Origin of the sequence: Kribbibacterium absianum, assembly GCF_030067705.1 — a bacterium.
In the GTDB taxonomy this organism is placed as follows: domain Bacteria; phylum Actinomycetota; class Coriobacteriia; order Coriobacteriales; family Atopobiaceae; genus Kribbibacterium; species Kribbibacterium absianum.
The window spans coordinates 368,555-392,977 of record NZ_JASJEX010000003.1; the positions used below are offsets into that span (position 1 = coordinate 368,555).

General features: G+C 67.0%; 21 protein-coding genes. 16 read left to right on the forward strand and 5 right to left on the reverse strand.

Annotated elements, in window-relative coordinates; translation table 11 throughout:
- The first annotated feature begins 18 nt into the window (after positions 1 to 18).
- The 4 genes from QJ043_RS07450 to QJ043_RS07465 all read left to right on the forward strand — a co-directional run bounded on the left by QJ043_RS07450 (position 19) and on the right by QJ043_RS07465 (position 6,524).
- Positions 19 to 921 carry a ketose-bisphosphate aldolase gene (locus QJ043_RS07450; RefSeq protein WP_283713029.1) on the forward strand — a complete coding sequence of 301 codons (903 nt, stop codon included), beginning with the start codon at positions 19 to 21 and terminating at the stop codon, positions 919 to 921.
- Between the two features lie 238 nt (positions 922 to 1,159).
- Entirely contained in the window at positions 1,160 to 2,629 is a 1,470-nt protein-coding gene (locus QJ043_RS07455; RefSeq protein WP_283713031.1) for a glycoside hydrolase family 32 protein, read from the forward strand.
- Between the two features lie 408 nt (positions 2,630 to 3,037).
- Positions 3,038 to 4,966 (forward strand): PTS sucrose transporter subunit IIABC, encoded by a 1,929-nt coding sequence (locus tag QJ043_RS07460; protein WP_283713032.1) that lies wholly within the window; start codon positions 3,038 to 3,040, stop codon positions 4,964 to 4,966.
- A gap of 91 nt (positions 4,967 to 5,057) precedes the next feature.
- Positions 5,058 to 6,524: a glycoside hydrolase family 32 protein gene (locus tag QJ043_RS07465; protein WP_283713033.1), complete on the forward strand. Its 1,467-nt coding sequence runs from the start codon at positions 5,058 to 5,060 to the stop codon at positions 6,522 to 6,524.
- Positions 6,525 to 6,550: 26 nt separating this feature from the next.
- Here QJ043_RS07465 and QJ043_RS07470 read toward each other — a convergent pair whose 3' ends face one another.
- Positions 6,551 to 7,294 (reverse strand): GntR family transcriptional regulator, encoded by a 744-nt coding sequence (locus QJ043_RS07470; RefSeq protein WP_283713034.1) that lies wholly within the window; start codon positions 7,292 to 7,294, stop codon positions 6,551 to 6,553.
- Positions 7,295 to 7,483: 189 nt separating this feature from the next.
- On the opposite strand from QJ043_RS07470, the gene QJ043_RS07475 reads away from it, so the two are divergent.
- The 4 genes from QJ043_RS07475 to QJ043_RS07490 all read left to right on the forward strand — a co-directional run bounded on the left by QJ043_RS07475 (position 7,484) and on the right by QJ043_RS07490 (position 11,374).
- Entirely contained in the window at positions 7,484 to 8,890 is a 1,407-nt protein-coding gene (locus tag QJ043_RS07475) for a glycoside hydrolase family 1 protein (RefSeq protein WP_283713035.1), read from the forward strand.
- Positions 8,891 to 9,012: 122 nt separating this feature from the next.
- On the forward strand, positions 9,013 to 10,452 hold the full coding sequence (locus QJ043_RS07480) for a PTS sugar transporter subunit IIC (RefSeq protein WP_283713036.1): 1,440 nt from the start codon (positions 9,013 to 9,015) through the stop codon (positions 10,450 to 10,452).
- A 96-nt stretch (positions 10,453 to 10,548) separates the two neighbouring features.
- The gene (locus tag QJ043_RS07485) at positions 10,549 to 10,845 is read left to right on the forward strand and encodes a PTS sugar transporter subunit IIB (protein WP_283713037.1); all 297 of its coding nucleotides are present in this window, start codon (positions 10,549 to 10,551) and stop codon (positions 10,843 to 10,845) included.
- A gap of 196 nt (positions 10,846 to 11,041) precedes the next feature.
- Positions 11,042 to 11,374, forward strand: coding sequence for a PTS sugar transporter subunit IIA (locus QJ043_RS07490; RefSeq protein ID WP_283713038.1), 333 nt, complete (start codon positions 11,042 to 11,044; stop codon positions 11,372 to 11,374).
- 146 nt (positions 11,375 to 11,520) lie between these two features.
- Here QJ043_RS07490 and QJ043_RS07495 read toward each other — a convergent pair whose 3' ends face one another.
- The gene (locus QJ043_RS07495; RefSeq protein WP_283713039.1) at positions 11,521 to 12,279 is read right to left on the reverse strand and encodes a ChbG/HpnK family deacetylase; all 759 of its coding nucleotides are present in this window, start codon (positions 12,277 to 12,279) and stop codon (positions 11,521 to 11,523) included.
- 106 nt (positions 12,280 to 12,385) lie between these two features.
- Between QJ043_RS07495 and QJ043_RS07500 the strand changes: the two genes are divergently transcribed.
- The gene (locus QJ043_RS07500; protein ID WP_283713040.1) at positions 12,386 to 13,834 is read left to right on the forward strand and encodes a glycoside hydrolase family 1 protein; all 1,449 of its coding nucleotides are present in this window, start codon (positions 12,386 to 12,388) and stop codon (positions 13,832 to 13,834) included.
- A 60-nt stretch (positions 13,835 to 13,894) separates the two neighbouring features.
- The gene (locus QJ043_RS07505) at positions 13,895 to 14,428 is read left to right on the forward strand and encodes a PTS sugar transporter subunit IIA (RefSeq protein ID WP_283713041.1); all 534 of its coding nucleotides are present in this window, start codon (positions 13,895 to 13,897) and stop codon (positions 14,426 to 14,428) included.
- A gap of 176 nt (positions 14,429 to 14,604) precedes the next feature.
- Here QJ043_RS07505 and QJ043_RS07510 read toward each other — a convergent pair whose 3' ends face one another.
- From QJ043_RS07510 to QJ043_RS07520, 3 genes are all read right to left on the reverse strand, one after another.
- The gene (locus tag QJ043_RS07510; protein WP_283713042.1) at positions 14,605 to 14,862 is read right to left on the reverse strand and encodes an HPr family phosphocarrier protein; all 258 of its coding nucleotides are present in this window, start codon (positions 14,860 to 14,862) and stop codon (positions 14,605 to 14,607) included.
- Between the two features lie 91 nt (positions 14,863 to 14,953).
- Complete coding sequence (locus QJ043_RS09830; RefSeq protein WP_283722788.1) at positions 14,954 to 15,139, reverse strand: substrate-binding domain-containing protein; 186 nt, start codon at positions 15,137 to 15,139, stop codon at positions 14,954 to 14,956.
- Positions 15,140 to 15,188: 49 nt separating this feature from the next.
- Positions 15,189 to 16,055 carry a LacI family DNA-binding transcriptional regulator gene (locus tag QJ043_RS07520; RefSeq protein WP_283713044.1) on the reverse strand — a complete coding sequence of 289 codons (867 nt, stop codon included), beginning with the start codon at positions 16,053 to 16,055 and terminating at the stop codon, positions 15,189 to 15,191.
- A gap of 167 nt (positions 16,056 to 16,222) precedes the next feature.
- On the opposite strand from QJ043_RS07520, the gene QJ043_RS07525 reads away from it, so the two are divergent.
- From QJ043_RS07525 to QJ043_RS07550, 6 genes are all read left to right on the forward strand, one after another.
- Entirely contained in the window at positions 16,223 to 17,638 is a 1,416-nt protein-coding gene (locus QJ043_RS07525) for an L-fucose/L-arabinose isomerase family protein (RefSeq protein WP_283713045.1), read from the forward strand.
- 1 nt (position 17,639) lies between these two features.
- Positions 17,640 to 18,527 (forward strand): transketolase, encoded by an 888-nt coding sequence (locus QJ043_RS07530; protein ID WP_283713046.1) that lies wholly within the window; start codon positions 17,640 to 17,642, stop codon positions 18,525 to 18,527.
- Positions 18,520 to 19,455: a transketolase family protein gene (locus QJ043_RS07535; RefSeq protein ID WP_283713047.1), complete on the forward strand. Its 936-nt coding sequence runs from the start codon at positions 18,520 to 18,522 to the stop codon at positions 19,453 to 19,455. Before QJ043_RS07530 ends, QJ043_RS07535 begins: the two co-directional genes overlap by 8 nt.
- Before the next feature lie 77 nt (positions 19,456 to 19,532).
- Positions 19,533 to 21,050, forward strand: coding sequence for an FGGY-family carbohydrate kinase (locus tag QJ043_RS07540; protein ID WP_283713048.1), 1,518 nt, complete (start codon positions 19,533 to 19,535; stop codon positions 21,048 to 21,050).
- A gap of 145 nt (positions 21,051 to 21,195) precedes the next feature.
- Positions 21,196 to 22,647 carry a PTS transporter subunit EIIC gene (locus QJ043_RS07545; RefSeq protein ID WP_283713049.1) on the forward strand — a complete coding sequence of 484 codons (1,452 nt, stop codon included), beginning with the start codon at positions 21,196 to 21,198 and terminating at the stop codon, positions 22,645 to 22,647.
- A gap of 148 nt (positions 22,648 to 22,795) precedes the next feature.
- Positions 22,796 to 24,400, forward strand: coding sequence for a glycoside hydrolase family 140 protein (locus QJ043_RS07550; RefSeq protein WP_283713050.1), 1,605 nt, complete (start codon positions 22,796 to 22,798; stop codon positions 24,398 to 24,400).
- Positions 24,401 to 24,423: the final 23 nt, after the last annotated feature.

A 24,423-nucleotide genomic window follows, 5' to 3' on the forward strand; every position in this document is an offset into this window, starting at 1 on the left:
GAAAGGACTTGAAAGCCAATGCTCATCAACATGACCCAGATGCTCGAGGTGGCCAAGAAGAACCACTTTGCGGTGGGCGCCTACAACGTCTCTGAGTCCAACCTGGTGCGGTGCGTGGTGGAGGCCGCCGAGGAGAACGACGCCCCTGCCATCATCGCCGTGCACCCCACGGAGATGGCCTACTGCAAGGACGACTTCTTCGCGTACGTGCTGGCCCGAATCGAGAACAGCCCGGTGCCCTTCGTGCTGCACTTGGACCACGGCGACTCCATTGAGAGCGTGATGCGCGCGATTCACGACGGGTTCAGCTCGGTGATGATCGACGGGTCGGCGCTGCCCTTCGAGGAGAACGTCGAGAAGACGGCCGAGGTGGTTCGCTACGCCCACATGGTGGACGTGTCCGTGGAGGGCGAGCTGGGCACCATTGGCGACACCGGCACCACCATCGAGGGTGGTATGACCGAGGTCATCTACACCGACCCTGAGAAGGCCAGGGAGTTCGTCGAGCGCACCGGCATCGACAGCCTGGCCGTGGCCATTGGCACCTGCCATGGGCTCTATCCCAAGTGCGTGACGCCGAAGCTGCGCATGGACGTGCTCGAAGCCATCACCCACGAGGTCGACGTGCCGTTGGTGCTGCACGGCGGCTCCGGCAACCCGGACAGCGAGGTGGCCGAGGCCGTGCGTCTGGGCATCTCCAAGGTGAACATCTCGAGCGACTACAAGAGCGCGTTCTTCACCAAGGCCCGCGAGGTGCTCGGGCGCGAGGGCTCCGGCTGGGACCCCAACAACCTGTACCCGGAGTGCATCGACGCCGCGAAGCAGGTGCTGAAGCAGAAGATGACGCTGCTCGGCAGCATGGGCAAGGCCGCGCTGTACCGCGAGGCCGACACCCCGCAGTGGCGCCAGAAGCTCGACTAACCGTCCCGCGCTCCTCCCTGGGCGCCTCGGCCGGAGCGGCGGTCGGGGCGCCTCCCTATGAGTCACCACCCGTCGAGCGCTGACTCGTTGGCGTTCCGGATTGGTCTGTGAAAGCCCGGCGGAGGCGCCGGGTTCTTCTGCACTGATGAGTGAAATCGATTACAGTACTGTTCCAAGGGGCGTCGGGCCCAAGCCGCCGCCCCTTCCCTGTACCGCAACCCGTTTCGGAGGGACCCTCATGAACGTCGCCACCCGCGACCTCGCCCGCGCCTGCGACCGGGCCATCGACGAGCAGCGCCACCGCGGCCGCGGCCGCTTCGGCCAGCGCTTCCACCTCATGCCCTGCGCCGGTTGGCTCAACGACCCCAATGGCCTGTATCAAAAGGACGGCATCTTCCACGCCTACTACCAGTGCTCCCCGTTCAACGCCGAGGGCGGCCTCAAGTTCTGGGGCCACGCCACGTCGCGCGACCTCGTGACCTGGGAGGACAGGGGCGTCGTGCTCTATCCGGACACGCGTTTCGACTGCCACGGCGTCTACTCCGGCAGCGCGCTTCCCTGCGACGGGGGCGCGGTCTTCGCCTACACCGGCAACGTCAAGGAGGATGAAGCCGGCCGCGACCACGATTTCATCGTGAGCGGACGTCAGGGCAACACGCTCGTGGTGGCGAGCCCGGACGGGCAGCGCTTCTCCGAGAAGCGCCTGGTGCTGAGCAACGCCGACTACCCGGCGGACGTGAGCTGCCATGTCCGCGACCCCAAGCTGTTCGTGACGGACGAGGGCTGGGGAATGGTCCTCGGCGCGCGCCGGCTCGGCGAGACCCGCGACGAGGACGCGGGCGAGGTGCTCGTGTACACGAGCCCGGACCTGGACAGCTGGACGCTCGCCAACCGCGTGACCACGCCCGAGCGCTTCGGCTACATGTGGGAGTGCCCGGACTACTTCGAGCTGGACGGCGTCAAGTTGCTCGCTTGCTCGCCACAGGGGCTCACGGGCCCTCAGTGGGACGGCAAGAACATCTACCAGAGCGGTTGGTTCAGGCTGGAGGGCGACGTGCTCGGCCAGTGCGAGCTGGGGGAGTTCGCGCTCTGGGACCACGGGTTCGACTTCTACGCGCCGCAGACCTTCCAGGCCGAGGACGGCCGCCGCATCCTGATCGGCTGGATGGGCATGGCGGACACGCCCGCCGAGAAGAACCCGACGCTCGACCACGGCTGGCAGCACTGCTTCACCGTGCCGCGCGAGGTGACCTGGGACGGGTCCCGCGTGCTGACACGACCCGTGCGCGAGCTTGGGGGTCATCGTCGCGCGCAGGTGCAGGCGCGGGGGCATCTCACGCTGGCGGACCGCCCCTGCTTCGACCTGCTCGTGGAGGGCGTCCTGAACGACCGCTGCTCCGTGCGGCTGGCTCGCGACCTCGAGCTTGCGTTCGATGCCGAGACGAGCGAGCTGGTGCTGCGGTTCTCGGGACCGGTCGGGGCCGGGCGCGGCGAGCGGCGAGCGCACGTTGGCGGGTTGCGCAGCCTGCGCGTGGTGGGGGATTGCTCGAGCGTCGAGGTCTTCGCCAACGACGGCGAGACGGTCTTCTCGACGCGCTATTACCCGGAGCGCTACGAGGTCGCCGTGGACGCGCCCGACGCGAACGTCACGGCTTGGGAGCTGGCCGTCCCGACGGCGGACCTGACGCTGGTCCCTCGGAGCGCGTGACCGCGGACAAATCGCTCTGACCCAAGCGTCCAGCCGTGGACGCTTCGGAGAGAGCGATTTGTCCACGCTCCACCCGGCGACAGCGTGGACGAACGGCTCTCTCTCAAGCGTCCGATCCCGGACGGAAGGCTCTCTCCCAAGCGTCCACCGAAGCGTCCGGGCGCGGGAGAAAGTGCAAACGAATACAGCTACGAAATGATATCGATGGACTTGCGGGTGAAAGGCCGCAGGTCCATTTGTTCATCCATGTAATGCGCCAAACCGCTCACAGATCATTGCCGCCCGCTCACCCGTCTCCTGAAGGAAGTACAAGATTCTCCGTTGCCAGCAGACTGAAATCGATTACATTACAGACAATCGAGAGCACGGAGCCCTCGGAACGACTCCACGGGTGAGAAGGGAGACCCCATGGACTATGCGCAGTCAGCGAAAGAAGTCCTCCGGTACGTCGGCGGCGCCGACAACGTGGCCTCGGCGGCCCATTGCGCGACGCGCCTGCGTCTCGTGATCGCGGACAACTCCAAGGTCGACAAGGAGGCCCTCGAGAACGTCGACGGCGCCAAGGGCGTCTTCGAGGCCCAGGGCCAGCTCCAGATCATCTTCGGCACCGGCACCGTCAACAAGGTGTACGACGAGTTCCTGCAGGCGGGCGGCCTGTCCGGCGCTTCCAAGGCCGAGGCCAAGGAGGCCGCAGCGGCGCAGCAGAACCCGATCATGCGCGGCATCAAGCTGCTCGGCGACGTCTTCGTGCCCATCATCCCCGCCATCGTCGCGTCCGGCCTGCTGCTCGGCATCCTCTCGGCCCTCAACTTCATGGTGACCCAGGGCATCATCGCGATGGACACCAACAGCTCCTTCTACCAGGTGGCGAACCTGGTGAGCTCCACTGCGTTCTCGTTCCTGCAGATCCTCATCGGCTTCTCGGCCGCCAGCGCCTTCGGCGCGAACCCGTTCCTCGGCGCGGTCATGGGCGCGATCATGATCAACCCGGCCATGGAGAGCGCCTACAGCCTGGCCGAGCTCACGGCCGCCGGCACGATGCCCACGCTGGAGGTCATCCCGGGCATCTGGTCCATCGACTGGGTGGGCTACCAGGGCCACGTGATCCCCATCGTGATCGCTGTCGCCATCCTGGCCTTCCTCGAGAAGCGCCTGCACAAGGTGGTGCCGGAGGCCATCGACCTCTTCGTGACGCCGCTCGTCTCCGTCTTCGTCACCGCATGGGTCGTGCTCTGCTTCGTCGGGCCGCTCTTCGTGGTCGCTGAGAACGCCGTGCTCGGCTTCGTCCAGTGGCTCATCACGCTGCCCTTCGGCATCGGCGCGGCCGTGGTCGGCGCCATCTACTCGCCCACGGTCGTCACCGGCCTGCACCAGATGTACACCGCCATCGACCTCGGCCAGCTGGCCAGCTACGGCGTGACCTACTGGCTGCCGATCGCGAGCGCCTGCAACATCGCCCAGGCCGGCGCCTGCCTCGCGGTCGCCGTCAAGACCAAGGACCCCAAGGTCAAAGGCCTCGCCACGCCGTCCGCCCTCTCCGCGTTCATGGGCATCACCGAGCCGGCGATCTTCGGCGTCAACCTCCGCTTCATCAAGGTCTTCATCTCCGGCTGCATCGGCGGCGCCTGCGGTGCCCTGATCTGCTCGCTCACCGGCCTGGCCGCCTCCGGCACCGGCGTCACCGGCATCTTCGGCATCCTCCTTTGCATGGCCCAGCCGGTCCAGTACTGCATCATGTTCGCCGTGTCCGCGGGCGTCGCCTTCGGCCTGTCCTTCATGCTGTACTCCGAGAAGCCCTCCGAGTCCGAGCGCGAGCTCGAGGCCTCCGCTGGCGAGGTCCCGGTGTCCGCCGAGAAGCCGCAGGCCCTTCTGGCCGCCGAGAAGCTCTCCGCGCCGGTCGCCGGCACCTATGTGGCGCCTGCCGACATCGCCGACCCCACCTTCGCCGCCGAGATCCTCGGCCCCACTGCGGCCGTCGAGCCCGGTGCCGGTTCCGCCGACGTCATCGCCCCCTGCGATGGCACCGTGACCACCGTCTTCGAGACCGGCCACGCCGTGGGCATCACGAGCGCGTCCGGCGCCGAGGTGCTGATCCACGTGGGCGTGGACACCGTCAAGATGAACGGCGAGGGCTTCACCAAGCACGTGACCGAGGGCCAGGCCGTGCGCGCCGGCGACCAGCTCCTCACGGTGGACTTCGACGCGGTGCGCGCCGCAGGTTACCCGGCCACGACGATGATGATCGTCTCGAACGCCTACGACTTCGACGTCGAGAAGCCCGTGACCTCGGGCGCCGTGACCGCCGAGACGCAGCTGATCGACCTCACCCGCAAGTAGCCGCGTGACACCGCCCGTCGGGTCTTGACTCATCGTCCCGTGTGAACGAGTCAAGACCCGACGGGCTCTGACTCGTTCGGAGAGGACCGCCATGAACCTTCTCGCCCAGACCCTCACCGCGCTCTGCGACGCAGCGGGCGAGCGCATTGCCGAGACCGGCCACGGACGATGGGCTCAGCGCTTCCACCTGATGCCCGCCGCCGGCTGGCTCAACGACCCCAACGGCCTGCACCAGCGCGATGGCATCTACCACGCCTTTTACCAAGCCTCGCCGCTCGCCGTGGACGGCGGCCTCAAGTGCTGGGGTCATGCCACCTCGCGCGACCTGCTCCGGTGGCACGACGCCGGCACCGCCCTCGTCCCCGAGACCCACTGGGACTGTCACGGCGTCTACTCTGGTTCCGCGCTCGTGGACGGCGACGCCACGCACCTCTTCTACACCGGCAACGTCAAACACGTGGACGCCGGCGAGACCTACGACTACGTCACGACCGGCCGCGAGTCCAACCAGATGGTGGTGACGCTCGGGCGCCCGGAGCTGTCATTGCCCAAGCGCCCGGTGCTCACGCAAGCGGACTATCCGGCCGACGAGACCGCCCACGTGCGCGACCCCAAGGTCTTCCCGAGCGCGGGGCTCGCGGCGGCGGAGGGCGCGCCGAGGAACCTCATGCTCCTCGGCGCCCGCAGGGCGGGCGAGGAGCGCGCCTCCGACAAGGGTGAGGCGCTCGTCTACGGCTCTGACGGCGTCGAGCAGTGGCGCCTTCTCAACCGCATCACGACGACCGAGCGCTTCGGCTACGTCTGGGAGTGCCCTGACTACGTGGAGCTGGACGAGAAACGCCTGCTCTTGGCGTCGCCCCAGGGCCTCACCGGGCCCGAGTGGGAGGGCCGCAACGTCTACCAGAGCGGGTGGTTCGAGTTCTCGGGCACCCTGACCGGCGACTATGAGTTGGGGCCGTTCCATCTTTGGGACCACGGCTTCGACTTCTACGCGCCGCAGACCTTCGTGGACGAGCAGGGGCGCCGCGTGCTTGTCGGCTGGATGGGCATGGCCGATTGCCCCGGGCACCTGTGCCGCGAGCGCGAGTCCGGCTGGCAGCACTGCTTCACGGTCCCGCGCGAGGTCACGACCGACGGTCGGGGCCAGGTGCTCTGCCGGCCGGTGGGGGAGGTCGCGAGCGCGCGCGGTGCGGCCATCCGCGTGCAAGTGGGTGCGACCACACGGCTGCCGCGCTGCTTCGATTTGGAGCTGTCCTGCTCGGCTCCCCTGTTCCACGCGGTGGTGGGCGACGGCCTGGAGCTCACGTGGAGCGAGCGCACGGGCCAGCTCGAGATGCGCTTCTCGGACCCGAGCCAAGCGGGCATCGGCGCCGGCCGCGGGTCGCGTACCTGCCCGGTCGCGCGGCTCGACACCCTGCGCGTCCTGGGCGACGTGTCCTCGGTCGAGGTCTTCGTCAATGGGGGCGAGGCGGCGATGAGCACGCGCCACTATCCGGACCGCTATAGCGTGGCCCTGGACACGCCGGTGCGGGCGCGCTGCTGGGAGCTGGCCGTCTAGGTTCGTGGGGCCGGTCGGCACCGGCCCTACGTCAGGTTCACGTCGTGCATCTCCGTGCGCGAGCCCACGTTGCGCGAGACGGAGTACTCGAACGGCACGCCGTCGTCCAGAAAACCGATCTGCTCGATCTCGAACAGCGGGTCGTTGGGCTTGATGTCCAGCCGCTCCGCCTCCACCTTGCTTGCGGCGACGGCGCGCATGATGCGGTGGAAGCTCGAGAGCTTGAGGCCCTTCTCGTTGCGCAGGAAGTCGTAGATCGAGGTCTCCAGGTGCTGTCGCTTGAGCCCGCTCGCCAGGTCCAGCGGCATGTAGGTGTCCTCTTGCACGATGGGCACGCCGTCCAGCCGGCGCACGCGCACGTCGTGGTAGGCGAAGCCCCCCGGCTCCATGTCGAGGCGCTGGGCGATCTCTGCCGGTGGCTCCACCACCTCGAACTCGTAGATGTCGCTCGTGACGGTGCCGTCGTTCTGGTGCTCGCGCATGAAGCCGATGGAGCGGTCCTTGCGCCCCATGTACAGGGCGTCGCCGCCGTGCGCACTGTTCTCGGAGCCCTGGGCCTCCGGGCTCGCCTTCACGTAGGTGCCGCTGCCGCGTCGGCTCGAGACGAAGCCCTGCTCGGCCAGTTGCTCCACGGCCTTTCGCACCGTGATCTTGCTCACGCCGTACAGGTCGCACAGCTCCACGACGGTGGGCAGGCGGTCGCCCGGCGCGAGCGCGCCGTCCTCGATCGACTTGCGAATGTCCTGAGCGATCTGCTCGTACTTCGGCATTGGAGCGCTCCAATCGGCCACTTTGACGTGCACAAGTACACGATAACCGCTCAGGGCAGGATTAAGACCGCTCACAAAAAGAAACCTCTCTCAAACACGAAATAGCGCTTGGCATTGAGAAGTAGAGCGCTACAATTCTGCCAACGGAGCGGACAGGAACGCTTCAGACGACGCAGAGAGAGGAGCGCCATGGCCGAGAACCTCACCCTTCCGGAGGATTTCTTCTTTGGCGCCGCGATGTCCGGCCCCCAGACGGAGGGGCGCTGGCACGAGGGCGGCAAGCTCGAGAACATCTGGGACACCTGGTCCATGGAGAACATCGACGACTTCTACAACAAGGTCGGTTCGTACGTGGGCAACGACTTCATGACCATGTACGAGGGCGACCTCGACATCCTGAAGAACGACCTCGGCCTTGACTCGATGCGCACCTCGATCCAGTGGAGCCGCCTGCTCGACAAGGACGGCAACCTCAACCCCGAGGGCGCCGAGTGGTACCACCGCCTGTTCGCGGCCGTGCGCGACGCGGGCCTCGACCTCTTCGTGAACCTCTACCACTTCGACATGCCCACCTACCTCTTCCGGAAGGGCGGCTGGGAGTCCCGCGAGGTCGTGGAGGCCTACGCGCACTACGCCCGCACCGCCTTCGAGGAGTTCGGCGGCGAGGTCAAGTACTGGTTCACGTTCAACGAGCCCACCGTCGAGCCCGAGCAGCGCTACGAAGAGGGCAACTGGTGGCCCAAGTACAAGAACTTCAACCGGGCCCGCGCCGTCCAGTACAACATCTCGATCGCCCACTCGATGGCGGTCCAGGCCTTCCGCGAGCTGCAGTCGGCCGGCAAGCTCGTCGAGGGCGCGCGCATCGGCCTCATCAACGCCTTCATGCCGCCCTACACCAAGGAAGACCCGAGCCCGGCCGACCTCGAGGCCGTGCGCATGACCGACGGCATCAACAACCGCTGGTGGCTCGACCTCGTCACCAAGGGCGAGCTGCCCCAGGACGTGATCGAGACCCTGCAGGAGCGCGGCTGCGTGCTCCCCGTGCGCCCCGGCGACGACGAGATCCTCGCCCGCGGCACCGTGGACTGGCTCGGCTGCAACTACTACCAGCCCAAGCGCGTCCAGGCCCCGGCCAAGGACACCGCCGAGAACGGCTGCCCCATCTTCGCGGACCCGTACCGGTGGCCCGACGCCGTGATGAACGAGAGCCGCGGGTGGGAGGTCTACCCCAAGGGCATTTACGACTTCGGCATGTCCGCGGCCAAGGACTACCCGGGCCTCGAGTGGTTCGTCTCCGAGAACGGCATGGGCGTGGAGCGCGAGTACGAGCACCGCGGCGCCGACGGCCGCATCCAGGACCCCTACCGCGTGGACTTCGTGCGCCAGCACCTGGAGTGGATCGCGCGGGCCATCAACGACGGCGCCAACTGCGTGGGCTACCACTACTGGGGCGTCATCGACAACTGGTCCTGGTCCAACGCGTTCAAGAACCGCTACGGCTTCGTGGAAGTGGACCTGATGGAGAACTACCGGCGGCGGCTGAAGGAGAGCGCCGACTGGCTCAAGCAGGTCGCGACCACTCACGTGATCGACTAAAGCGTTCAACGGTTTCAATCAGCGGTCTGTCGCGTGCTGACAGGTCTCTGAAGGTACGGTGAAAGGGCCCGGACACGGGCGCGGGGGCTTAAGGGAGGCCCCAGAGAGAGAAAGGGAACGTTATGGCAAGTGGAGGCGGTCAGTCCTTCCTCGACAAGTTCGCGGAAGTCTCGGCCAAGATCGGCAACCAGGTTCACCTGCGCAGCCTGCGCGACGGCTTCGCAACCATCATGCCCATCTATATTCTGGCGGGCATCGCGGTCCTCATCAACAACGTCGTCTTCCCGCTGTTCCTCACGGATGACGCCCTCGCGGCTGCCCAGTACTGGGGCAACGCGGTCACGCTCGGCACGCTGAGCTTCGCCGCCATCCTGCTCTGCGGCGTCATCGGCTACTGCCTGGCCAACAACAAGCGCTTCGGCAACGCCATCGCCTGCCTCGTGGTCTCCATCTGCTCGATGGTCATCATGTTTCCGCAGACGCTCACCACGGCGGTCGCCAACCTCACCTATGCCGTGAGCTCCGGCGACTCCGCCGTCGCGTCCCAGACCCTCGACGCGTCCGTGCTCGGCGCCACCGCTGACACCATCAGCTACACCGGCGACGTCACCGGCATGATCTCCACCACCAACACGGGCGCCAACGGCCTCTTCTGCGCCATCATCATCGGCCTCGTGGCCACCACCGTGTTCATCGCCTTCTCCAACAACAAGCACCTGCAGATCAACCTCGGCGAGGGCATCCCGCCCGCGGTGGGCAAGTCCTTCTCGGTCATGCTCCCGATGCTGATCACGCTGTCGATCTTCGCCGTGTTCTCCGCGCTGCTCCAGGGCCTCTTCGGCACCAACCTGCCGGCCATCATCTCCACCGCGGTGTCCGCGCCGCTCATGGGCCTCATGAACGCCGGCCCGTGGGCCGTCATCGTGATCTACACGGTCGCCAACCTGCTCTTCTGCCTCGGCATCCACCAGTCCACGATCTCCGGCGTGCTGGCTGAGCCCATCCTCACGATGGTCATCGTCGAGAACATGGCTCTCTACGCGGCTGGCGAGCCGATCCCGGCCGACCACTACATGAACATGCAGATCATCAACTCCTTCGCCCTCATCGGCGGCTCGGGCTGCACGCTCATGCTCCTGCTCGACACCTTCATCTTCTCCAAGCACAAGGCGTCCCGCGACATCGCCAAGCTCTCCATCCTGCCCGGCATCTTCAACATCAACGAGCCCGTCATCTACGGCTACCCGATCGTGTACAACATCCCGCTGATGATCCCGTTCGTGATTGTGCCCGACATCTTCATCGCCGCCACCTATGGCCTCACCTGCCTTGGCTGGATCAGCCCCTGCGTCGTCCAGGCCCCCTGGACCACCCCGCCGGTGCTCTCCGCGCTGCTCTCCACTGGTATGGATTGGCGCGCCGCGGTGTGGCAGGTCATCGAGATCGGTATCGGCATGGCCATCTACCTGCCGTTCATGAAGGTCTCCGAGAAGGCCCAGCAGCACCAGCTCGAGCTCGAGCAGCAGGCCAACGAGGCCGCCGGCCACGCTCAGGCTGCGTAAGTTCCCGCATCACGGCCGGGCAGGGGCGTCCTCCCTGCCCTTGCCCGGCCCTTGTCCTATGAGAAAGCAGAGCGTTCCAAGAGAAAGAAGCGTTCCATGAAGAAGATCATGCTCGTCTGCAACGCCGGTATGTCCACGAGCCTCCTCGTTCAGAAGATGCAGGCCGAGGCCAAGAACCGCGGCCTCGATGTGACGATCGAGGCCCGCCCGATGGCCGAGGCCATGGAGAATCTGGACTCCGCCGACATCCTGCTGCTCGGCCCCCAGATCGGCTATGCCAAGGGCGACTTCCAGAAGGCCACCGACAAGCCCGTCGAGGTCATCGCGATGGTGGACTACGGCCGCATGAACGCGCCGAAGATCCTGGACGCCGCGCTGGCCGAGATGAACTAGCCGGAGCGCCCGCCGGCCCCGGCCGGCGGCTGGCCCCGCCAGGCGCGGCCGCATGAACGCGCCGAAGATCCTGGACGCCGCGCTGGCCGAGATGAACTAGCACCTGCAAATGGGGACGGAGCACTTTTACAGGCAGTGCAAAGACGTATCTGCAAAAACGCTCCGTCCCCCTTTACATGGCGAGAAAGGGAGAACCATGGATGATATGAACGAGCTCCAGATGACCTGTTTTCAGATCATCGCGGCGGTGGGGACCGCCAAGAGCTGCTTCGTGAACGCGATGGCCAAGGGCCGCGAGGGCGCGTTCGACGAGGCCGAGGACCTGATCAAGCAGGGCGACGAGGCGTACGCCGAGGGCCACGACGTGCACATGAAGCTGCTGCAGGCCGACGCGGCCGGCGAGCGCGACCCGGACGCCCCGCTGATCCTCCTCCACGCGGAGGACCAGATGGCCGGCACCGAGACCGTGCGCCTCATGGCCGTGGAGTTCATCACGCTGTACAAGCGCCTGGTGAAGGCCGGTATCTAACCCTGAAGAGCGCGTGAACGGTCGGAATCCTGCCGCCACTGGGACACTTGGGAGCCGCATCAAGCATCTCTTATTTATATGAGTTTATATTGAGAAGGGGGTCACCCGAGCTTCCCAAGGGCTCGGGTGACCTTTCCCATGTTCGGTCAGAGAATGGCGCGGAGGTCCGTCATCCGTGCCCTGCGATTCGCCAGCCAGTCGGGCAGCTCTGCCGAGCACAGCATCTCCGCCTCCCAGGCGCGGTTCTCCGTCAGGCCCGACCTGCGCAGGAGCGGCGCGTCCACATAGCCGGGATGGGTCACGTGGACGAGGGCCGTGTCCTCGGGCGCGACGTCCAGCGCGCCTGCCAGCGACGCCCACGGGTCGTACGGCGCGGTGTGGCTCGGCGGCAGGTGAAGCCGCAGGTTCGCGCGGCCCACCGCGTGCGTCTCACCGATGCCGAAGCCGAGAAACGGCAGCCCCATCTCGGCGGCGACCTGCTCCGCTGCGGTCGAGAGGCTCTTGGATGGCACCGCATGGATGTCGAGGTAGTCGGGCCGGCGACTCGTGTGCTCGGTGAACCAGGCCACTTGCGCGCGAATCTCTGCGAGCGCCTGTTCCGGCGGCACCGGGTCCTGCTCGGCGCTCCGATAGAACCGCGACGAGCGGAACGCTCCCGTCTCGTTCACCAGCGCAGGCACCGCAGCGGCTCCTGCGGCCGGTCGGCCGTTCGAGATGCACGAGTGCACCCCGAGCGCGACGTCGCGTCCGGCAAGGCTCGCAAGGCCTTCTTCGGTCCAGAGCCCCGGCACGCAGAGGACGCTCACGCATCCCACGGAGCCAGCCGCGACCGCAGCCGCTATGCCGGTGTTGACACCGGGGGAGTAACCTAGGTCGTCGGCGCGAATGATCACCGTTTGCGCCATCTCGTGCCTCCGCTCAATGGTTTAGTAAAACCAGCTCGCGGCCCATCGCGCCGCTCGTCTCCTAATAATGATGCTCAGCAGTGTTTCAGAGAAGGGAGACCAGCCCATGGCTGACCGCACCGCGCCGTTCCCCGACGGCTTTCTGTGGGGTGGCGCCACCGCCGCGAACCAGTTCGAGGGCGCCTGGGACGAGGACGGCCGCGGCCCCTCGATCGACGACCACCTCACCGGCGGCACGCACGAGACCCCGCGCCAGCTCACGGTGACCATCGACGAGGACGCGTGGTACCCCAACCACGACGGCATCGACTTTTATCACCGGTACGCCGAGGACATCGAGCTCTTTGCAGGCATGGGGTTCAAGGTCTTCCGCATGTCCATCAGCTGGAGCCGCATCTTCCCCAACGGCGACGACGCGGAGCCCAACGAGGCCGGTCTCGAGTTCTATGACCGCGTGTTCGACGAGCTGCTCGCCCACGGCATCGAGCCGCTGGTCACGCTGTCGCACTACGAGATCCCCTACGCCTTGGTCGAGAAGTACAACGGCTGGGCGAGTCGCGAGCTCATCGGCTTCTTCGAGCGCTACTGCCGGACGGTCTTCGACCGCTACCATGACAAGGTTACCTACTGGCTCACGTTCAACGAGATCAACTCGTCCGTGATGCCCTTTGGCGCCGTGCTCTCGGAGGGCGTCGTGCAGGGGCTTGAAGGACCGCTCGGCGTGATGGACGTGTCCGCGCAGGTGCGCTTCCAGGCGCTGCACCACCAGTTCCTGGCGAGCGCTGCGGTGGTCAAGTACGCGCACGAGCACTATCCCGAGCTCAAGATGGGCAACATGGCGCTTTTCCTGCAGTACTACCCGCTCACGTCCGACCCGGCCGACCAGCTGCTCTGCCAGCAGGCGATGCAGAAGGCCAACTGGTACTGCTCCGACGTGCAGGTGCGTGGCGCCTACGGCGCCTATGCCGAGCGCGTGTGGGCCGAGGAGGGAGTCCAGCTGCACATCGAGCCGGGCGATCTGGAGCTGCTCGAACAGGGGAAGGTGGACTTCTACACCTTCAGCTACTACATGAGCAACGTGGTCTCGGTCCACGAGCTGGAAGAGACCAGCGGCAACATGTCGATGGGCGGCAAGAACCCGTATCTGGAGAGCACGGACTGGGGGTGGCAGATCGACCCGACCGGCCTGCGCATCGCGCTCAACGAGATCTACAACCGTTACGGGATTCCTTTGATGGTGGTCGAGAACGGAATGGGCGCGCTGGACGAGCCGGACGAGAACGGTCGGGTTCACGACGACTACCGGATCGCGTACCTGCAGAAGCACGTGGCGGCGATGGCGGCCGCGATCGAGGACGGCGTGGACCTGATCGGCTACACCTGGTGGGGGCCGATCGACCTGGTGAGCGCCGGCACCGGCGAGATGCGCAAGCGCTACGGGTTCATCTACGTGGACAAGCACGACGACGGCTCCGGCACGCTCGAGCGGGTCCCCAAGGACAGCTACTACGCGTACAAGACGATCATCGAATCCAACGGCGCGGAAGGGCTGTGACCCTGCAAAAGGGGACGGAGCACTTTTGCAGGTAGTGTACTGATTGATAAGGAGCGTACCATGGGATTCTTCGACAAGCTCAAGAAGGCAGCCCCGGCGAAGCAGGCCCCCGCTAAGCCGGCCGCCGTCGCCTGCACGCCGCAGCCGATGACCGTGCTCTGCCCCGTCGCCGGTGAGGCCGTCGCCTTGGCGGACGCCCCGGACCCGGTCTTCGCCGAGGGGATGCTCGGCCAGGGCATCGTGATCAGGCCGAGCGGCGGCGTGGTCTACGCGCCGGTGGACGGCGAGCTCACCGCGATGATGGGCTCCGGCCACGCGGCCGGCCTGAAGTCGCCGGACGGCGTGGAGGTGCTGATCCACGTGGGCGTGGACACCGTCGAGATGAAGGGCGAGGGCTTCACCATGTGGGCCAAGCAGGGCGACCAGGTGAAGGCCGGCCAGCCGATCATCTCGTTCGACAGCGCGAAAATCAAGGCCGCCGGGCACCCGGACGAGGTCATGGTGCTCATCTCCAACACGGCCGAGTACGACGCCGTGGAGCCGGTGGCGCCGGGGCCGGTGTCCGTGGGCCAGCCGGTCATCACGGTGCGGTAGCGGCGCCAGGCGTCGAGAAGAGAGCGGCCCCGGGAGCGCTGCGCTTCCGGGGCCGCTTCGCGTGGACGCTTCGGTCAAAGCCGTTTGTCCACGCTCCATCGTGGTGCAGCGTGGACAAACGGCTCTCTCCGAAGCGTCCAGGTGCGGACAAACGGCTCTCTCCGAAGCGTCCGCGGTCAGCAGCTGGACGCCAGCGTGCCGCTCAGCGCCTCCAAGGCCGCCTGCTCGTCGGGGCCCTCTGCCGAGAGGAGCAGCACGTCCTCCTCGTTGGCGTCGATCTGCATCAGCTGCAGGACGTCGTCGGCGCGGGCCTCGATGCCCTTGAACCGGATGGTCAGCGCGCTCTCGAACCGCTTGGCGCACTCCGCCAAGCTCACGGCCAGGCGGGCGTGGAGGCCGGCGGGGTCCTTCAGCGTCTGCTCGGTGCGTACCATGGTGTGCTCCTCTTTCCTCTCGGGCTCGCCGTCCGTCCCCTACATCAACAGCGCAATGTGCATTTGGGGACTGTCCCTAAATGCACATCAATCATTTGCGCAGGTCGCGGACCGTCGCGCGCTCCACGATCTCCGTCTGCACGGAGACGCGCACGATCTCGCCGCTCGTCTCGCCCTTGATCAGGTCGTTCAGCCGGCTCACGGCCAGCTCGCCCATCGGGCGCTTGGGCACGGCCATCGTTGTCAGCGTGGGGGAGATGTCCTCCTCCAGCAGCATGTCGTCGAACCCTATGATCGACACGTCCTCTGGGACCCGCACGCCGCGCTCACGGAGCGCGCATGCAGCCCACGGCCACGATGTCGTTGTCGGCAAAGTACGCGGTGGAGAGGTGCGGACCCGTCTGCAGGTAGGCCTTCATGTCCTCGTAGGCCTCGTCGATCGTGGACCCCACGCGCACAATGGGCGGCGCCTGCTCGGTCCTCGGTGCCACCTCGCGCATGGCCGAGACAAACCCGCTCTGCCGCTCCAGGAAGTTGCGGATCGGCACGCCGCAGTGCAGGTAGCCGATGTCCTCATGGCCGCGCGCCACCAGGTACCGCACCGCGTCGTAGGCGCCGCGCAGGTTGTCGATGACCACGGAGTCCAGGTTCTTGGTGGGGAACCAGCTGTCGAGCAGCACCATCGGCACGCCCAGGTGCTCGAACTGCGACACGTCCGTCGCGAGCGCCTCGGTCGCCACCAGGATCAGTCCGGAACAGCGGATGGACCGGAGCGTCTTGAGCTGCTCGGACGCGCTCTCGCGCCCGTAGAAGTAAGACGCCGGCGTGCCGGGGTACCCGTGCCGCGCCGCCGCGTCCACCACGCCGCCGATCAGCTCTTCGAAGAACGGCGTCTCGGCCACCACCTGCCCCGTGCGCTTGAACACGACGAGCAGGATCGTGTTGGTAGACCTCTCGGACGGCCCTGCCACGTACTCGAAGCCCAGCTCCTTGGCCACGGCCAGCACATGGTCGCGGGTCGCCCGGCTCACGCCCGGCTTCCCGCGAAAGACCAGCGACACCGTTGCCGGCGAGACATGGGCCTCGCGCGCCACGTCGCGCGCCGTCACCTTCATCAGACGCCCTCCCTTGCGGCCGTAGACGACCGGCTCAAGACCAGCTGGATGGACGTTGGTAGCTTCACACACGGCCACGGCGCTTCACCTCACAAGGGCGTTCATCGCTCGGTTTAGTAGCGGAGTTTAGTAAATCCTCAGCTGGAATTCAGCAAATGGCCCCCTTCTTATCCTTGAGACACACGGAAGTCACAAAACCGCAGGTGGAACCCAATGGAACCGACGCCTGCCAAGAGAGGGGAGCCATGGACACGATCCGCATCGGCTACGCGCCCACCCGCCGGAGCATTTTCTCGGCGCCGGACGCCCGCCTGTACCGCGACATCATCGCCGACCGCCTGCGCGAACTGGGCGTCGAGTTCGTGGACATCGACGACATCAACGAGGAGGGCCTGCTCTTTGACGAGGACGACCGGCTCCGCGTGCTCGAGAAGTTCCGCGAGGCCAAGGTGGACGGGCTCTTCCTGCCCCATTGCAACTTCGGCACCGAGTTCATCTGCGCGCGCCTGGCCCAGGACCTCGGGGTGCCGGTGCTCCTCTGGGGTCCCTTGGACGAGCGTCCCGAGCCGGACGGCACGCGTCTGCGCGACACCCAGTGCGGCCTTTTCGCCACCGGGAAGGTGCTGCGCCGCTTCAACGTGCCGTTCACCTATCTGACCAACTGTCGCGTGACGGACCCGGTCTTCGAGCGCGGGGTCCGCGACTTCCTCGCCGTCTGCAACGTCGTCAAGACGATGCGCGAGGCCCGCATCCTGCAGATCGGCCCCCGCCCCTACGAGTTCTACTCGACCATGTACAACGAGGGCGAGCTGATCGAGCGCTTCGGCATCGAGGTGGTGCCCGTGCCGCTGCCGGAGCTCACCCGCATGGTGGAGGCGGTGAAGCTCGAGAACGTCGGCGACGGGACGAGCGACCTCGAGAGGCAGCTGGAGGAGGTGCGCCGCGACTTCGACCTCTGTTGTTCAGAGGAGCAGGCAGAGACCGTCGCCGCGATGGCCGTGGCGACGCGTCGCATGCTCAAGCGCTACCACTGCACCGCCGGCTGCATCCAGTGCTGGAACGAGCTGCAGCACGAGCTGGGCATCATGCCCTGTGCGGCCAACGCGATCCTCAACGAGGAGGGCACGCCCATCTGCTGCGAGGCGGACGTGCACGGCGCGATCACTTCGTTGATGGTCGAGGCAGCGGCCATGGGTCGCACCCGCTCCTTCTTCGCCGACTGGACAATTCGCCACCCCGACGACCCGGAAGGCGAGCTGCTCCAACACTGCGGCCCCTGGCCCTGCTCGGTTGCGCGTGAGAAGCCGCGCATCACGGTGCCGCTCGCGTTCGACCACAACGGCGCGGTCACGGCCGAGGCCGAGCACGGGCGGGTGACGCTGGCCCGCTTTGACGGCGACCACGGGAGGTACTCGCTGCTTCTCGGCACGGCGGAGGGCATCGACGGGCCGCGCGGCATGGGCACCTATCTGTGGGTCAAGGTGGACAACATCAAGCGGCTCGAGAAGAAGGTCGTCGAGGGCCCCTACATCCACCATTGCACGGGAATCCACGAGGACGTCGTTCCCGTGCTCTATGAGGCCTGCAAGTACCTGGGCATCGAGCCGGACCTCTACGACCCGATTGCAGAGCAGGTCGAGGCCTATCTGAGGGGTGAGTGACGTGACGACAACCGAGAGACGAGCCACCCGCCGGGCTCTGACCCGCTGCGACCTTGATGAGCTCGAGACGCTGCGCTGGGACCTTCGCCGGGACTGCGTGGACATTATCTGCGCGGGTGGCGGTGGCCACATCGGTGGCGACATGTCCGTGATCGACGCCCTCCTCGTGCTGTACAAGCGGCACCTGAACATGGGCCCCGACATGCTCGACGACCCCGACCGCGACCGCTTCATCCTCTCCAAGGGCCACGCGATGGAGGCGTTCTACGCCGTGCTCGCTGAAGGAGGCTACCTGGACCTCGACGACATCAAGGCCCGGTTCAACGCCTACGAGAGCCCCTACATCGGCCACCCCAACAACAAGCTCCCGGGCATCGAGATGAACTCCGGGTCACTGGGGCACGGGCTGCCGGTGGCGGTGGGCATGGCCCTCGCCGCAAAGATGGACCGGCGCGACTACCGCACCTACGTCTTCATGGGCGACGGCGAGCTGGCCGAAGGGTCCGTGTGGGAGGGCGCGATGAGCGCCGGCACCTACCGGCTGGACAACCTCTGCGCGCTCGTGGACCGCAACGGGCTGCAGATCAGCGGCCGCACCGAGGACGTGATGTGCGCGGAGCCGCTCGGCGACCGTTGGCGCAGCTTTGGGTGGAACGTGATCGACGTAGACGGGCACGACCTCGCGGCGCTGGATGACGCCTTCGACCTGGCCGCCCGTACCGTGGGCAAACCGACCGTGCTCATCGCCCACACGATCAAGGGCTATGGATCCCCGCTCATGGAGGACCAGGCCGGATGGCACCACAAGCTGCCGAGCGACGAGCAGCACGCGCGGATTCTGACGGACTTCGAGGCGCAGAAGGCAGAAACGGAGGCGTGCCGTGGCTAACGCTGTTCCCAACCGCGCGGCCATCTGCGAGGTGCTGATGGACGCGGCGAGGGCCGACCGCGACGTGGTGGTGCTCTGCTCGGACTCGCGGGGGTCCGGCTCGATGACGCCGTTCTTTGACGCGTACCCCGAGCAGTCGGTGGAGGTGGGCATCGCCGAGCAGGACCTGGTGGGCATCGCCGCCGGGCTGGCCGCGTGCGGCAAGAAGAGCTTCGCCGTGTCGCCCGCGTGCTTCATCACCACGCGCTCCTACGAGCAGTGCAAGGTGGACGTCGCGTACTCGCACACCAACGTGAAGCTGATCGGCATCTCCGGCGGCGTGTCCTACGGCGCGCTCGGCATGAGCCATCACTCGGCGCAGGACCTCGCCGCCATGTGCGCGATCCCCGGCATGCGCGTGTACGTGCCGAGCGACCGGTTCCAGACGGCGGCCCTTGTGCGCCAGCTCCTGGAGGACCGCGAGCCCGCGTACATCCGCGTGGGGCGCAACCCGGTGGAGGACGTGTACGGGCCGGACTGCGGCTACGAGTTGGACACGGCCACGGTGCTGCGTGAGGGCTCCGATGTCGCGATTCTCGCGTTGGGCGAGCTGGTGAAGCCGGCCGTCGACGCGGCCGCCCTCCTGGCCGAGCAGGGCGTCGACGCCTCCGTGGTGGACCTCTGCTCGGTGAAACCGCTGGACGCCGAGACCGTGCTGCGCGTGGCCGAGCGTTGTCGCGCCGTGCTGACGGTGGAGGAGGCCAGTCCCTACGGAGGCGTGGGCTCGCAGGTGGCCCAGCTGGTGGGCGAGAGGTGCCCGCGCCCGGTGAGGACCCTGGCGTTGCCGGACGCGCCGGTGGTGACGGGCACGAGCGCGCAGGTCTTCGCGCACTACGGCCTGGATACGGCGGGCATCGCCTTAAGCGCAACGGCGCTGGCTCTCGCATAAATCTCGCAACGGCATAAATCTCGCAACGTGACATTACCCGCCGGGTGATGTCACATCCTGCCACGGAGGTGAGCGACATGGATGAGCGGCGCTTTGTGCTGGCCATCGACCAGAGCACCCAGGGCACCAAGGCCGTCCTGTTCGACGGCGACGGGGCCTGCGTGGCAAAGGTCGCGCGGCCGCACCGTCAGCTGGTCAACGCGAAGGGCTGGGTCAGCCACGACCCGGAGGAGATCGTCACGAACGTGCTCGCCGCCGCTCGTGACGTGTGCTCCTCGGTGGGCGTGCGCGCGGGCGAGGTCCGCGCGGTGGGCCTCTCGAACCAGCGCGAGACCTGTGTGGCCTGGGATCGGGAGAGCCGCATGCCGCTCGCGAACGCCATCGTGTGGCAGTGCGGCCGCGCAGCGGGCCTGGTGGAGGAGCTCCGAGCCGCCGACCCCGTGGGCGCCGGGGCCGTCCCGGGCCTCTCGGGCCTCACGCTCAGCCCGTACTTCTCGGCCGCGAAGATGGCGTGGCTGCTCCGGAACGTCCCGTCGGTGCGGGAGGCCGCGGACAACGGCACCCTGTGCCTCGGCACTGTCGACAGCTGGTTGCTCTTCAAGCTCACGAAGGGCCGGGTCTTCGCCACCGAGCCGAGCAACGCGTGCCGCACACAGCTGCTGGACCTCGCTTCCGGCCAATGGAGCCCCCAGCTCTGCGCCTTCTTCGGCGTTCCCATCGGCGCGCTGCCGCCGGTGCGTGCGAGTAACGCGCGCTTCGGCGCCACCACGATGGGCGGCCTCTTCGACGACCCGGTGCCCATCTGCGGCGTCCTCGGCGACTCCCAGGCGGCGCTCTTCGCTCAAGGCTGCACCAAGCCCGGCGACGTCAAGGTCACCTACGGCACCGGCTCCTCGGTCATGATGCAGACCGGGCCCGAGCTGGTGCGCAGCGGCCACGGCCTCGTCACGTCGATGGCCTGGCGCATCGGCGACGAGTGCGACTACGTGCTCGAGGGTAACGTCAACTACTCCGGGGCCGTGATCACGTGGCTCAGAGACCAGATGCAGCTGATCGACGAGCCGGCAGAGGTCGCGGAGCTGGCCGAGAACAGCAACCGAGAGGACCGCTCGTTCTTTGTGCCGGCGTTCACGGGCCTCGGCGCGCCGTGGTGGGACCCGCAGGCGACCGGCCTGCTCACCGGCGTCACGCGCACCACCGGTCGCAACGAGATGGTCCGCGCCTGCGCCGAGTCGATCCCTCTGCAGGTCACGGACATCGTCGACGCGATGCGCGCTGACACGGGCTTTGCGGTGCCGTTCCTGGCCGCGGACGGAGGTGCCAGCCAGAACCGATGGATCATGCAGCGGCAGGCGGACCTGGCGGGCAGCGAGGTGGGCGTCTCGTCGTTGGGCGAGCTGTCCGCAGGCGGGGCGGCATCGCTGGCAGGGCAGTCCGTGGGGCTCTACTCGGACAACGCGGTGGCCCGGCACCGAGAGCTCGGGAGCGTCGCGCGCGCAGCGGACGACGCGTGGCGCACACAGCGCCTCGCCCAGTGGCACGAGGCCGTCGCGCGGGCGTGCCTTAGGCCGGGATCCTTGCATCCGGAGCAGTGAGCGCCGACGTTTCCGCAGGTACAGGGCATTGAACGTTCTTGAGCGGTTTAGTAAACAGCAGCGAACGACGGTCCAGCGGTCATTCAGATTACCGTAGGGACCACAGCAAGGCGGGGAGCAAAGCAGCCCAATAAGGGAGGAAACCATGGCTGTGGACAACAAGCAGATCGCTGTGGACGTGCTCGCGGCGGTCGGCGGCAAGGAGAACATCTCCGCCGCAACGCACTGCATGCCCCGACTGCGCCTGTCCATCAAGGACAAGTCCAAGCTGGACGAGACGGCGGTGAAGAACGTCAAGGGCGTGCTCGGCCTCAAGTGGGCGGGCGACCAGTGCCAGGTCATCATCGGCCAGAACGTGCCCAAGGTCTACGAGGCCGCGGTGGCCCTTGGCGTGACCGGCGGCGGCTCCGTCGACGAGAGCCTCGACGCCCCTGCGGAGAAGCAGAAGCTCACGCCCAAGGGCGTCTGGGACGCGGTTCTCGACTTCATGGCCGGCACCATGGTGCAGCTGATCCCGGTCATGATGGTCGGCGGCCTCTTCCGCACCCTGGCGGCCGTGCTCGGCCCGCAGATGTTCGGCGTCCTGGCCGAGGACAGCGCCGCGTACACGTTCCTGTACACGACGATGTACGATGCGGCGTTCTACTTCCTGCCCCTGTACCTCGGCTACGCCGGCGCCAAGAAGCTGGGCGCCAACCCGATGCTTGGCGCGCTCTGCGGCGGCATCCTGATCTCGCCGACGATCATCGCGGCGGCGGCCGAGGGCGGCATGATCAGCATCTACGGCATCAATCTGGCCGCTGCCAACTACTCGCAGTCCGTGCTGCCGATCATGCTCTCGCTGCCGGTGCTCTACTTTGTCGAGAAGACCATGAAGAGGGTCATCCCCGACGTGCTCTCCACCATCTTCGTGCCGTTCCTGACGCTTGCCATCATGGTGCCGGTGATGTTCTTCGCGCTCGCGCCGCTCGGCAACTTCCTTGGCGGCCTGGTCGCCGGCTTCCTCTTTGGCCTGCAGAACCTCGGCGGCTTCGGCACGCTCATCGCCATGGCCCTTCTGGGCGCCTTCTGGCAGCTCATGGTCGTTGCCGGCATGCACGTGGCCGTGATCATGCTCGCCATCGTCACCATCACCGAGGTGGGCTACGACCCGTTCCTGTTCGTCTCCACCAACTGCGCCATGTGCGCCGTCTGGGGCGTCGCGATCGGTGCCGCGCTCCGTCTCGAGGACCCGGAGGAGAAGGGCCAGGCGTGGGGCGCCGTGGTCGCCGCTGTCCTCGGTGGCGTGACCGAGCCCGCGCTGTTCGGCGTCCTGCTCCGCTACCAGCGCACGATGTACGGCATGTTCGTCGGCGGCGCGGTGGGCGCGCTGGTCTCCGGCCTGCTCGGCGCGACCCTCACCACCCTCGGTGGCGCCACGAACTTCCTGGTCTTCCTCAATTACGCCGGCTGGGGCACGGGCAACCTCGTGGTCTCCGTCATTGGTCTGGCCGTGTCCTGTGTGGTCGCTGGGATCGTGACCTACCTCTTCGGCTTCTCCAAGGAGGAGCTGGGCGAGTCCGAGCCCGAGACCCCGAACGGCGTCCTTGCCGCGTAAACCTCTTTCCGCACGCACGTACAAAACACACCGAGGTCGCGTGGCAGGCGGCCGGGCCCACAGGCTCGGTCGCCTCTTTCCTGCAGAAGGGGACGGAGGACGTGACAAAGGGGCCAGAGCATTTTGTCACGTGGTGAAGGAGTTGATGATGGCTGAGACTTGGCGCCGGACGGTGCTGACGTTTGAAGCGGCCCGCGAGTACGCGGACCCCGTGCGCGACTGCGCGGTGGTGGCGACGTTCGCCGGGCCGTCTGGCGAGGAGATCCTCCGCGAGGCCTATTGGGACGGCGGCCGCACGTACCGCGTGAGCTTTGCGCCGCCAGTGCCGGGCAGCTGGAACTGGTCGCTGGCCGCGCCTGCAGACTCCGGGCTGGACGGGCTTTTCGGTACGTTGGAGGCGGAGCCGTACCGCGGGGAACTGCCGATCTACCGGCACGGGTTTCTCCGCGTGGCCGAGAACCGTCGCTACCTCACGTACGCTGATGGCACGCCGTTCCTCTGGCTCGGCGACACGCACTGGGCCTTCGCGACCGGCGAGCGCTGGGACGAGAGCAACCATCCGGCCATGGGGTCGATGTTCCGCGGCATGGTGGACCGGCGCGTCGAGCAGGGCTTCTCGGTGTGCCAGGCGAACCTCCGCGCCAACGAGGCGGACGACCGGTACTGGCTGGACCCGGACGCCGAGAAGCCCGTTCCCAACGTGGCGTTCTACCAGCAGGAATTGGACCGGCGCATGGCCTACGTTGCCGACGCCGGACTGGTGAATGCCCTCGGGCTTGCCTGGTACGACGAGCTGTTTCAACCCAACGGCATGGAGCAAATGAAGACGTTGGCTCGCTACGTGGTAGCTCGGTACGGGGCACTGCCCGTGGTGTGGACGCTGGCAGGCGAGGTCGCTGGCTACGATTCGGCGCACCGCGAGGAGCTCATCGCTGGCTGGGACGAGGTCGCGCGCGTCATCGAGTCGTGCGACGGCTACGGCCACCTCCAGACGGCGCACTACACCACGCGCCGGCCCATGGAGGAGTACTACCAGGACGCGTCGTGGCACGACCTCACGCTGGGTCAGGCGGGCCACGGCGACTATCTGGTGGGGGAGGGCGACTACCGGGAGTTCTTCTCGGCCCATCACGAGAAGCCCTTCGTGGAGGGCGAGGCCATGTACGAGGGTTGCTCGACGCTCGAGGAGAACGGCAGCCGGCAGGTGACGCCCGCCATGGTGCGACGGGTCGCGTACATGGTCATGCAGCTGGGCGGTTGTGGTTACACCTACGGGGCGCAGGGCATCTGGGACTGCGTCTGGGACGAGGCGTTCTTCGAGGACCCGGCCAACGACGTGCTGGTGGGGATGTTCAACCGGTTCCATTGGACGTGGCGTGACGGAATCGACGCGCCGGGCGCCGTACAACTGGGTCACTGGAAGCGTTTTTACGAGGACGTGCGGTTCTGGGAGCTGGCGCCCTACGAGCGGCCGGGCGCGAACGGGGCCCGGTGGCGCAAGCAGCCCATGGCCACCGTGTCCGAGCAGTGCGACCGGATCGCGGCGTACTACACGGAGGCGGCGCGGAAGCCGCTGCGCGTGGAAGGACTGGCGGCCGGCGAGTGGACCTGGCGCTGGTTCGATCCGCGCACAGGGGAGTGGGGCGAGCCTTGCTCGATCGCGCTGGACGGCACGTGGACGCTGCCCCCGCGCCCAGACTGCAACGATTGGTGCCTCACTGCATCAAAGACGGAACGTGACAAAATGCTCTGACCCCTTTGTCACGGTGACATTGG

What these genes read in the sequence shown, in the direction of transcription:
- QJ043_RS07485 (WP_283713037.1), top strand. Translation starts at nt 10,549, where the DNA reads ATGAAGAAGATCATGCTCGTCTGCAACGCCGGTATGTCCACGAGCCTC.
- QJ043_RS07525 (WP_283713045.1), top strand. Translation starts at nt 16,223, where the DNA reads ATGGACACGATCCGCATCGGCTACGCGCCCACCCGCCGGAGCATTTTC.
- QJ043_RS07470 (WP_283713034.1), bottom strand. Translation starts at nt 7,294, where the DNA reads ATGCCGAAGTACGAGCAGATCGCTCAGGACATTCGCAAGTCGATCGAG.
- QJ043_RS07510 (WP_283713042.1), bottom strand. Translation starts at nt 14,862, where the DNA reads ATGGTACGCACCGAGCAGACGCTGAAGGACCCCGCCGGCCTCCACGCC.
- QJ043_RS07480 (WP_283713036.1), top strand. Translation starts at nt 9,013, where the DNA reads ATGGCAAGTGGAGGCGGTCAGTCCTTCCTCGACAAGTTCGCGGAAGTC.
- QJ043_RS07550 (WP_283713050.1), top strand. Translation starts at nt 22,796, where the DNA reads ATGGCTGAGACTTGGCGCCGGACGGTGCTGACGTTTGAAGCGGCCCGC.
- QJ043_RS07495 (WP_283713039.1), bottom strand. Translation starts at nt 12,279, where the DNA reads ATGGCGCAAACGGTGATCATTCGCGCCGACGACCTAGGTTACTCCCCC.
- QJ043_RS07455 (WP_283713031.1), top strand. Translation starts at nt 1,160, where the DNA reads ATGAACGTCGCCACCCGCGACCTCGCCCGCGCCTGCGACCGGGCCATC.
- QJ043_RS07505 (WP_283713041.1), top strand. Translation starts at nt 13,895, where the DNA reads ATGGGATTCTTCGACAAGCTCAAGAAGGCAGCCCCGGCGAAGCAGGCC.
- QJ043_RS07450 (WP_283713029.1), top strand. Translation starts at nt 19, where the DNA reads ATGCTCATCAACATGACCCAGATGCTCGAGGTGGCCAAGAAGAACCAC.
- QJ043_RS07540 (WP_283713048.1), top strand. Translation starts at nt 19,533, where the DNA reads ATGGATGAGCGGCGCTTTGTGCTGGCCATCGACCAGAGCACCCAGGGC.
- QJ043_RS09830 (WP_283722788.1), bottom strand. Translation starts at nt 15,139, where the DNA reads ATGCTGCTGGAGGAGGACATCTCCCCCACGCTGACAACGATGGCCGTG.
- QJ043_RS07475 (WP_283713035.1), top strand. Translation starts at nt 7,484, where the DNA reads ATGGCCGAGAACCTCACCCTTCCGGAGGATTTCTTCTTTGGCGCCGCG.
- QJ043_RS07545 (WP_283713049.1), top strand. Translation starts at nt 21,196, where the DNA reads ATGGCTGTGGACAACAAGCAGATCGCTGTGGACGTGCTCGCGGCGGTC.
- QJ043_RS07465 (WP_283713033.1), top strand. Translation starts at nt 5,058, where the DNA reads ATGAACCTTCTCGCCCAGACCCTCACCGCGCTCTGCGACGCAGCGGGC.
- QJ043_RS07490 (WP_283713038.1), top strand. Translation starts at nt 11,042, where the DNA reads ATGGATGATATGAACGAGCTCCAGATGACCTGTTTTCAGATCATCGCG.
- QJ043_RS07500 (WP_283713040.1), top strand. Translation starts at nt 12,386, where the DNA reads ATGGCTGACCGCACCGCGCCGTTCCCCGACGGCTTTCTGTGGGGTGGC.
- QJ043_RS07460 (WP_283713032.1), top strand. Translation starts at nt 3,038, where the DNA reads ATGGACTATGCGCAGTCAGCGAAAGAAGTCCTCCGGTACGTCGGCGGC.